Annotated in this window: 5 protein-coding genes and 1 pseudogene; 2 read left to right on the top strand and 4 right to left on the bottom strand. The window is 45.7% G+C overall.

The features are described 5' to 3' along the window. Nucleotides 1-4: 4 nt before the first annotated feature. Nucleotides 5-2553, bottom strand: a pseudogene (locus BACCOPRO_RS09955) (hypothetical protein). Between the two features lie 124 nt (nt 2554-2677). Between BACCOPRO_RS09955 and BACCOPRO_RS09950 the strand changes: the two are divergent. After that, nucleotides 2678-4138, top strand: a complete 1461-nt coding sequence (locus BACCOPRO_RS09950) for a TlpA disulfide reductase family protein (protein WP_008143259.1) — start codon at nt 2678-2680, stop codon at nt 4136-4138. Nucleotides 4139-4145: 7 nt separating this feature from the next. On the opposite strand, the gene BACCOPRO_RS09945 is transcribed toward BACCOPRO_RS09950, so the two are convergent. The 3 genes from BACCOPRO_RS09945 to BACCOPRO_RS09935 all read right to left on the bottom strand — a co-directional run bounded on the left by BACCOPRO_RS09945 (nt 4146) and on the right by BACCOPRO_RS09935 (nt 7662). Beyond that, nucleotides 4146-5324 (bottom strand): DUF4934 domain-containing protein, encoded by a 1179-nt coding sequence (locus BACCOPRO_RS09945; RefSeq protein ID WP_040311358.1) that lies wholly within the window; start codon nt 5322-5324, stop codon nt 4146-4148. Between the two features lie 113 nt (nt 5325-5437). Then, a complete protein-coding gene (locus BACCOPRO_RS09940; protein ID WP_008143257.1) occupies nt 5438-6604 on the bottom strand; it encodes a dicarboxylate/amino acid:cation symporter in 1167 nt (388 codons plus the stop codon). A gap of 11 nt (nt 6605-6615) precedes the next feature. Further along, nucleotides 6616-7662, bottom strand: a complete 1047-nt coding sequence (locus BACCOPRO_RS09935; RefSeq protein ID WP_008143256.1) for a family 43 glycosylhydrolase — start codon at nt 7660-7662, stop codon at nt 6616-6618. Nucleotides 7663-7943: 281 nt separating this feature from the next. Here BACCOPRO_RS09935 and BACCOPRO_RS09930 point away from each other — a divergent pair, with 281 nt between their 5' ends. Then, nucleotides 7944-10229, top strand: coding sequence for a carboxypeptidase regulatory-like domain-containing protein (locus BACCOPRO_RS09930; RefSeq protein ID WP_008143254.1), 2286 nt, complete (start codon nt 7944-7946; stop codon nt 10227-10229). The last annotated feature ends 6 nt before the right edge of the window (nt 10230-10235 follow it).

Here is a 10235-nt window from a genome sequence, read left to right as displayed (position 1 = left end):
ATGATCAATGTTCGAATACTCCTATACGTCCGTCGGCATCCAGTACATTTACCGAAATACGTGGGCGGCGGCAGCGGCTGTTGTTGTAGAACTGGATGGTAGCATGTCCTTCTTTGTCAGGCATCAGTTCCGGATTCCAGTATAATGTCCGTCGGTAATCTCCCTCGCGGGGCAATATCCGGTAATCAGGTAAATAAAACTCCTTAACCTTGCTATATCCTTCGAGCCAGGTTTTGCGAACTCCTTTGGCTCCTTTGACCGAGACTTCTTCTTCCGGCAATGTTTCTATTAATACGACACAGCCATAAATCTTGTCAATGTTCATAGGAGTAAACATCGGATCGGCATAGCGGCACATTGTTCCGAGATCCTCACTGATATAAACAGATTTGATGGATTCCAGACTTAGATTCCGGTATTTATTGAAATCCATTTCTTCATGGAAGGTGCGTTCATAGTTGATGACGAAAAGAACCAGACGTCCTTTGTACAATAAGTACTCTCTTCCAGAGGGGGCGGATTCCGGATAGAAGCTTGGATTCATATTCATCATCAGGTCGTGGATATCATTACCAATATATATGTCCCGGTCCTGGATGTCATCCATTTCAGAAGCGACATCATAGTAAGCAATGGATTTGGTGCGCGCCTGATATACATCATGGGCCTTGTCGCGTTTGCGGGCTTTGATCACTACTTCATCAAGGTGATGTATTTTTTCATTGATACCCGACCGCTTTAATGAATCTTCGTATGCCTTGAGCAGCAGTTTGTAGTCTTCTTCGGTTTCCAGCGTGTCAGCAGGTTCACTGACAGATAAGCTGGATCCTTCCTCCTCTCCGGCAACTCTAACCTGCATTTCAGCCAGCGGATATATGCGGGGAGATGGAGCAAATACACGATCCAGTACAATGCGGTAATCTTTCTTCTTTCCTTTCTCGGTTGCGGCCAGAATCAGATTCCATTTTCCTTCTATCTGAGAAACAAACGAGAAACGTCCCAGACTGTCTGTGGTAAAAAGATCAAAGAATTTTTGATTCTTGCTTTCCGGATCATCTCCGGGAGAAGCCAGAAATGCCGTAACTTCCACATTGGCGCGTGGCTTGCTGCGCACCATTGACACGACTTTTCCGTGCAGTTCAATACCCTGTTCCGGCATATACTTCAGTTCAAAAGGACTTTTTCCGGCCATACGTTCCCAGTCGTAGCGTCTCCAGCCTTGCACCATAAGCAGATCATCCAGTGCACGCCGATGGCTCAGATCGTCAGACTCGAAGTACCATGAGGGCTGATGGACATATCCTTTGATATCTGACATCAGCAGAAGATCGGTCAGCAGAGAATGACGGTTCTCGACTTCCTGCCATCCGTCACGTACGGAAACTGACAGGGGAGCTTGTATGGGATGGCCTTTGGCATCCTTTATTTCAAAATCCAGCTGGATCGAATCATAGGGCTGATAAGAACTTTTATCTGACTGAACTGCGACAGATAAAGTGTCGGGCTGGCCTATAAATATCAGACGGTCGGCTATAATACTTCCCGAGTGATCGAACCAGACGGCTTGTGCCACTCCGGCGGGTAAGGCCTGTTTGTCCAGTTTGAAGCGGACAGGACGGTTACGGGTGACCGTCAGCATACAGAAATGATATAGTTTTCCGCCACTGAGCACTCCCATTCCCAATACATTCCCTGGCGTCCGGCTGTTCTTCTGTACCGTCACGAGCAGACTGTCTGGTGAACTGAGGTTATCAACGGAACAGACAAAGCCCTGTTCTCTTGCTTCCGGCAGGTCAAAGCGGAATTTCTTCTCGTTCCAGATAACTTCTACACGGTCTTCTTCCGTACCTGCCCTATAAGTAAAGCTTCCTTTTCCTTCATGCTCTGTGGCAAAAGTCAGGCGTTCATCTCCTTTTCTGTTGATTATCCGGCCAGATATTTCTACCGGGTTACCGTATGCATCCGTGGCTTCGAAAGTGACACGTACCGGTATGTCTTTCACTAGATATCCGCCTTCAGGATAGAACCTGAGATTAAGTTTTTTCTCTTTCCGTGGCCATTTACGTTCCTGTGGTATTTCCCTACACGCGGTCTGATTTTCTTTTCCACATAATTTCCTGCTTCTTCCGGCTTATCGAAGACAGGGATGATGCGTGAAAAGACTGAGGCTTCATCAAAATTCAACATGTATTTGGTGTAAGCACGCACTTCGTAAAATCCTGAATAGAAAGGAAGTTGTGTCAAAGCGAAGTGGCCATGGCAGCGCCCGTTTCTTATTGGCAGAATCTGTCTGGATACTGTTTCACCTCCGGGATTCAACAGCTCCACATACAACGTCTTGCTCCACTCTGCAGGAGTATGCAGATCAGAAGTGACTACATAACACTGAAACCAGATGTCATCACCCTGATAATAACTGGTGTTGTCGAAATGTAAGGCTACTTTTTCCTGAGGCAGGGTTTTACCGAATAGCTCTGCACGTCGGGCAAATTCTTCCAGCGTCAGTGCGATACTATCAGGAATCTGTGCTTTTATTGTCAGGGAAACCGATATCTATATCAGGAATCCTGTCATCCATCTTCTCCACATAAAATAATCTCCTTCCATATTCACAAAGGTAAAATTTTTCTATCTTTGAAACGCATAAAATATGTACTAAAACTTAAACACTATATTCATGAAAACCAAACACGTTTTATTTTTGTCATTGAGTCTTTTCGGGGGCGTCCTGGCTTCATGCAGTCATTCAAATGAAATTCAGATTACTGGTTCTGTAAAGAATCTGGCCGGTGGAACCATTGTGTATCAGAAATCCATTGACGGAATGTTTAATTCGCAGGCACAGGACACCTTGTGGCTGAATGCGGACAGCACGTTCAGTCTTACACTTCCCGGTAACGGGTACGAACAGATACGCCTGTTCTTGTGGGGAAAGCGTTATCTGGGTTCTTTTATTGCAGAGGGAGGAAAGTATCGTTTGCAGATTGATGCCGCAGCTGCAAAGTCTGTTTCAATACTGGAAGGCAAGAATGAAAAAAATATGGAAGTGTCTGAACTGATGGACGAACTGGGAAAGGATGTGTTTGACGTACTTTCAAGACAAGGAGACAAATGGAATATTACCCGGGATACTGTTGCCAGTTCTGTAAGCAGGAAACTGCAGGATCAGGTTCTTGCCCTGGATGAAAAGATGCAGGGAGTAGACAAAGACTTGTATGAAAAAGCACGGCAAAATGCGCGCATGCAGGTGATGTGGGCTTTTCAGAACCAGCTGTTCGGTATTGCCAACCGTCATTCCGAAGCCACCAGGCAAAGCTGGCTCAAGGAATGGGAAAAGATGATGGAATTCTGTCAGGTAAATCATCCGGCCAGCACGTTCTCGCCCGCTTTCCATGAAGTAGTCTATAACAATGCCGGTATTACCTACTATATCAAAGGAGAACCGATAGACGAAGATCTGAAGAAAAATCCCTATAAATTGATTTTCCACTATATTGAAAAGAACCTTACAGGTCAGGCGCAGGAAACGGCCATGGCATTACTCTTCCTGATGGATGCAAACGAGGAGAAATACGATCCGGAGATACTTCCGTTAGAGGAACGATTCAGACAAATGCATCCGCAAAGCAAATGGCAGCCGCTAATAGATAAGGCCATCGCCAAAAACAAGGCTTTCAATCAGGCTGAAATTCCCGATTATATCCATTTCCCGAATGTGGACAAGGCCAAGACGTTGAAGGAGGTTACTGACTTATATAAAGGAAAGGTCATCTTTATGGATATATGGGCTACCTGGTGCGGTCCCTGCCGGGAATCATTCGCTCATGTAAAACCCTTGCAGGAGTATGCCAAAAAGAATGATATTGTACTGCTGTATCTTTCCATTGACCGTCCGGATGATGATGCCAAATGGCGCAAGATGGCAGCTCATTATGATCTGATGGGAGAGCATGTGCGTGCGCAGGAAGCTTTCAAAAAAGAAATCTACGATACCTTCGGCAACGAACGTGGCGCACTTTCCATTCCTCGCTGTGTGATTATCGGCAAGGATGGAAAGGTAAAGTTCACATGGGCTGCTTCTCCTGAGAACATGGAAGAGCTTGCGTCCCAGCTGGCGGAAGCGTCAAAAGAAGAATAAGTCTTCTTTATTTTAGTCTGCATTTCATGAGAATTGGATTTGAATACTCATTGATATGCTGTTGTTTCATCCATTCATTCATCAGCTCCTTCCGGTCGCCTTCTTTTTGCCAGTCTGTAAGCTGTTCTGCGGTTATGATCAGATATAGAAATTCATTGTCCAGGCAGAAAGGGATATTTTGATTATCCAGAGGGAGAGGTGCAGAGAAATGGAAATCATCCTGAAAGGCTGAGAATGTGACGGTCTTTTCGCTTCGGGAAGCATGAAGGGTAATGTAGAGTTGTCCTTGTTTCATGCAACCTATGGCGATCAGACTGTCATTGGCTGCCAGGGTAGGAAGCTCGAAGACATAATCATGCTTGTTGGCTGTTTCCACAAATTCCATGATATCCTTGAAGTGATTGGAATAAAATGTCTGGGGAGCCTTGTTCTTTCCCATGTCGAGTATATAGGCTGCTTCCATACCTTTCCCTGGCTGAATCCGGTAAACAGTATCCGCTGGAGAAGCATGATAGAGCATGCTATTACCCTGTGTAACCAGGTTCTTTTCGTCTTCGATAAAGAAGTATTCGGCCAGATGAGGATCAATTGAATCGTATGCTTCTTCTGATTTTTCCGCTATACGATTATAGTGGGCCACTTTATAGTTGCAGGCTTCTGAAGGAAGATTGTTGTTGTAGAACCAATAATTATGCTGATCTGTTTTGGTCAGTGTGAATGACATGAACGGAATGGCAAAGGAACGCAGGTGATTACCCTTTTTGTCATAAACCACAATTTTCTTTCCGTTGTTGTCAAGCAATTCAATTTCCTGCGTTTCGGGATCTATGTAAGAGTCGAACAGGGAAGCATATCCGTCTGGGCCTGTTCCTAATCTGGATATTTTCAGTTTGCCTTTTCCGGTATGTCCGTCAAACAGGAAAAATGACTTGTCGGATATAAAATAGATATTCTGATCGTGGCTGACCTTCAGATGACTGATATTGGAAAACAGGAATGAGTCACTCGTTTCCAGAGGGACATACATGATTGTATCAAACCACTGGGAGGCTTGTAAGGCTCCGGCATGTTCCAGATCTACTGGTATGACGCTGGCAGCAGACCGGACGGATTTTTCTGACGGTGTAGAACAGGCCAGCAAAATAGTGCAAACTGTCAGGCAGGACAGGCATATTTCTTTTTTCATGAGATTAAAGATAAAAGTAAATAAATGAAACTGTTTACAGCTGTTATGGGTTGTTTTCAACTGCCTGACAAAGTTAGATAAAAAGCAGGTTGCCATATTGCGGAAGAAATGTTTCAGGCCTTTGGCGTTCCAAACCATTTGTCGATGATAAGAGCCAGGGCTCCGTCGCCGGTAACATTACATGCCGTACCGAAACTGTCCATAGCAATATACAGCGCGATCATCAGTGCCTGTGCGTTTTCGTCAAACCCCAGCATAGACGACAGGATACCGAGAGAAGCCATAATGGCTCCACCCGGAACTCCCGGAGCTGCTACCATGGTTACCCCCAGCATGAATATGAATCCGGCAAACATCTGGAAGCCATAAGGAATGTTTTGCATCATCATCAGTGCCAGTGCGCAGGCTACGATCTTCAGGGTGCTTCCTGAAAGATGAATGGTGGCACACAGGGGAATGACAAATCCCGCAATCCCTTCGTGTACTCCGTTCCGGATCGTCTGTTTCAGTGTGACAGGAATGGTGGCCGCTGAAGACTGTGTACCTAAAGCAGTGAAATAAGCCGGCATCATAGTTCCCAGCAGACGGAACGGATTCTTGCGTACCAGCAGCCCTGCGATGCAGTACTGGAATATCAGCAGAAAGATATGCATGAGGAAGATGATTCCGATGATCTTGACAAAGACCGCCAGGACGTGAAACACTTGTCCGGAATGGGTCATGTTGAAGAAGATGCCAAAGATATAAATCGGGAGCAAAGGAAGGATGACGGCCTGTATGGTTTTGACAATGATTTCCTTGAAATCGTTGCAGACATTTTTCAGGAAACCGGTATCCAGATGAGCCAGCCCGAGTCCGACAGTGAAGGCCATGACAAGTGCTGTCATGACATTGAGCGGCTCCGGAATCGATATGGTAAAGAACGGTTCAACACCTTTGGCTTCACTGATTTCCGATAAAGGAATATTTTGTGTGATGAGGCTGGGGAAGAAGGTTTCTCCTACACCAAACGAAAGAAATCCGGAGAACAGTGTCGCACTGTAAGCCAGAAGAACGGTGGCGACCAGCATCTTTCCGGCACCTTTCCCGATGTCTGCAATGGCCGGAGTGACCAGTCCCACAATGATCAGTGGAATAATAAAGTTCAGGAACTGGCTGAAGAGGGCATTGAATGTCACGAAAATGCGTACAGGAAGTGCCGGTGAAACAGTTCCGGCAGCAATGCCCAGTCCGATGGCAATCAGGATTTGCGGCAGAAGTCCTAGTTTGATCTTTTTCATATTAGTTTGAGTCAGTTGATTTTAGGAATCGTTATAGATGAAGACTGCTTGACGGGCTGTATGGTCCCATCCTCGTTATAAAATAAAGGAGCCATACAGACGGATCTTCTCCATTGTATATATTTCCGGTCTGGAGAATCTGCCGTGATTGTAGCCAGTGCCAGGTCTGCCGTATGGTAAAACAGATACCACTGGCCTTTATATTCAACAATTGAGGAATGATTGGTTCCACTGTTTACTTCATCCAGAATTCTGCCTTTGTACTCATAAGGACCATAGATGGAATCAGCCATGCAGTAGGAGATACCGACCCCATCGGAATAAGACAAATAATATTTTTTATCTTTTTTGTGAATCCAGATTGCTTCAAAGAAATGGGGGAGGTCTTTGACTTTATCCAGAACTACGGGCTTAGAACTATAGGAAATCATGTCATCATTCAGCCTGATGATGTTCAGCGCATTTTGTCCGACAAGCAGATATCCTGTGCCATCATCGTCAATGAAGACTGCCGGATCGATAAAGTCACGTGGAGCTGCTATTCCCGGACTGTTCCTTGATACAAGAGGTTTACCTAAAGGGTCTTTAAATGGTCCGACAGGTGTGTTTCCGACAGCAACTCCTATATGATCCTGATCGGTAGGGAAATAAAAGTAATATTTGCCGTTTTTCTCTATACAGTCGGGAGCCCAGGCGTATTTCTTTGCCCATGTAGTTTGCTTGAATGGTTCAAAGATCAGACCCTCATCTTTATAATGGCATAAATCAGTGGTAGAGTAAGCATAATAATCTTCCATATCCCACCATTGTGCCTGGTCACGGTCGTGGCTGGGATAGATGTAGAGCGTATCTCCGAAGACACGGGCAGACGGGTCTGCGCTGTATCGTACGGTGATGACAGGATTCTGTACTACACAGGAATCTTTATCCTGGATGGTAGTCTGTGATTTAGGTTGTTGGCATGCACCTGCCATTAATAATGGAAGGGCATATAGGGAAACGAGGCTGAATCGTTTTAAAACGGGCCGGTAACCGGACTTCTTCAGAATATTTTTCATAGATATGCTGTTAGTTTAATAATTAAAAGCGCTTCAATACATCAAACGAGGAAAATCCAGAGGACAGCGTCGTACTGTAAGCCAGAAAAACGGTGGTAACCAGCATCATTCCGGTACCTTTCCCGATGTCTGCAATGTCCAGTCCGATGGTAATCAGGATTTGCAGTAAAGATAATAATTACTGATGAAAAAGAGAATATTGAAACTGTGGATATTTTTTGCAAAGAAAATATGCTGTCCGTTTGTAAATATTTCTATATTTGTTGTATTATTAATTGATTATGGAGATTCTAAAATTTTGTTTTCTGACTGGATGTTTATCAGTCAGTTCTTTTATTAATGCACAGGTAGCGGTAAAGGGGAGAATTGCAGATGAGTCTGACAAGGGACTTGCTTACGCTACAGTCAGATTACTTTGTCAGGATTCAACTTTTGTTCAAGGGGTGGTGACAGACAGCATCGGTCTTTATAAATTGGAGAACGTACAGAAGGGAAACTATTTGTTGTCTCTCAGTTCCATCGGCTACGAAGCGAAGGTTTATCCGTTTGCGGTGGGGGACACGGAAAAGGTACTTCCGGTTGTGTACCTGAAGGAAAACAGTGTACTGCTTGGTGAGGTAGAGGTGAAAGGTTCTTCCTTTATCCGTCAGAAGGACCGGGTGCTGATTATTCCTGATAAGCAGCAGGTGAAGCATGCCTTTACAGGCTACGATCTGCTCAGTAACCTGATGATTCCGGGTATAGACGTAGATCGCAAGAAGGGAGTTGTGGCAACGATGGGAGGAACCGTAACACTCTACATCGACGGTCGTAAAGTGGACTATCGGGAAGTGCAGAGTCTGCGTCCCCGTGACATAGAGAAAGTGGAATATTTTGATGTGCCGACGGGAAAGTATGCCGGGGATGTGGCATCCATCAACTATATTACCAGGAAATGGAAGTCTGGAGGATATGTTTCTTTGGATGCCAATCAGACTATCGGTTATTTGCAGGGAGACTATAATGCGGTGTCGAAGGTTTCTCACGGGAATACATCGTATACGCTGTTTGCCGGACATACCATGTACGATTACAATGAGGACGATAACCGGAGTACGGAATCATTTGTGTTGGCAGACCGTTCCTTTACACGGGATGAAATCACCGAAGCAGACAAGCGGAAGAAGAACCAGCAGTATGCACAGTTCAATGTGCTTAATCAGACAGGCAAGCGCACGTTGTCGGCAAAGATGTCCTTTGTACATAGCGGGATGCCGGACAACGGGAGAAGGGGGATGTTGGACTATTCGGACTATTACGAGGACGTCTGTTCAAGTAGTTCTACAGACCAGAAGTCACTTGCTCCCTCCCTGGAACTGTACGGCAGTTTCAGGTTGAAAGACAATCAGCGGCTGGAATGTTCGTTGCCTGTAAGTTATACGCAGAACACTTACGACCGTTCTTATCAGGAAAACGAGTATGCTTCGATGACGAATGTGGATGAGAAGCTTTATATGCTGAACCCCTCCCTGAATTATTCTTTGTCCATGCCGCATCAGAATACGCTTACAGTCCAGTTGATGCATTCCCATCGCATCACCTCCGCCACTTATGCGGGGGACAATCCGTCGTGGCAGCACTTGTGGTCGGGTGAAAGTTTGTTGTTTGCTTCCTATAATCAGCGTTTCGGCAAACTTTCCATGAACGGACGTATCGGGATGTCCGCTTTGCAATACCGCTTGCACGGGCATGAAAAGACCCATTACATAAGCCCTCGGGGAGATTTGTCGTTTTTCTATCAGTTCAGTGACCGCCAGCAGTTCGGTATCGGGGCAGCCGTGGGCAATGCCTATCCCGAAATCAATACCATCAATACGGCGGAGCAGACTATCGACCAGATACACGTGAAGCGGGGAAATCCCTATCTGGACAAGATAAAGATGTATATGGCTTCCGGTTCGTACAGTTTGCAGGTAGGTCGTTTCAACCTGTTCGGCATATTCATGTACTCTTCGGAAATCAATACCGTTCTGCCCGCTTTCTCCGTGGAAGGCAACAAGCTGGTGGAATCATACCGGAGCGATGGAGACTATCATCTGTTGCAGGGAGGTCTGGATTTGTCGTGGAAAGCTACGGATGCTCTCCGGTTCAAATTGGGCGGACGCTGGCAGTACAGCAAGATAACGGGACAGGACTCGCAGGACCAGAACAATGTGTATGGCCGACTGACTGTGAACTACTACTGGAAGGACTTTTCGCTGAATGTGTATGGGAAAACTCAGACACGTTTGCTGAGCGGCGATGGTGTGTACGAATGGCAGGATGGTAATTACGGAGCTTCGGTCAGCTGGTATCATGGAGGCTGGGCATTGGAAGCCGGTACGAACAATCCGTTTAACACGCATGCCAGGACAAGAAGTTTCCTGCGTTCGGATGTGTACCGGTACGACCGTGAAGTGTATAGCCGGCTCAACCAGCCTACCGGATATGTGAAGGTAGCCTATACGTTCGATTTCGGCAAAAAGACTTCTAAAGATTATCGCAACGTGAATACTACCATCGACAGTGCAATATTGAAAGCGGAATAAGACTTA

This window comes from Phocaeicola coprophilus DSM 18228 = JCM 13818, assembly GCF_000157915.1.
Taxonomy (GTDB): domain Bacteria; phylum Bacteroidota; class Bacteroidia; order Bacteroidales; family Bacteroidaceae; genus Phocaeicola; species Phocaeicola coprophilus.
Note: the sequence above shows the minus strand (reverse complement) of the source record. Positions and strands in the feature narration are given on the sequence as shown.

What these genes read in the sequence shown, in the direction of transcription:
- BACCOPRO_RS09935 (WP_008143256.1), bottom strand. Translation starts at nt 7,662, where the DNA reads ATGAAAAATATTCTGAAGAAGTCCGGTTACCGGCCCGTTTTAAAACGA.
- BACCOPRO_RS09945 (WP_040311358.1), bottom strand. Translation starts at nt 5,324, where the DNA reads ATGAAAAAAGAAATATGCCTGTCCTGCCTGACAGTTTGCACTATTTTG.
- BACCOPRO_RS09940 (WP_008143257.1), bottom strand. Translation starts at nt 6,604, where the DNA reads ATGAAAAAGATCAAACTAGGACTTCTGCCGCAAATCCTGATTGCCATC.
- BACCOPRO_RS09930 (WP_008143254.1), top strand. Translation starts at nt 7,944, where the DNA reads ATGGAGATTCTAAAATTTTGTTTTCTGACTGGATGTTTATCAGTCAGT.
- BACCOPRO_RS09950 (WP_008143259.1), top strand. Translation starts at nt 2,678, where the DNA reads ATGAAAACCAAACACGTTTTATTTTTGTCATTGAGTCTTTTCGGGGGC.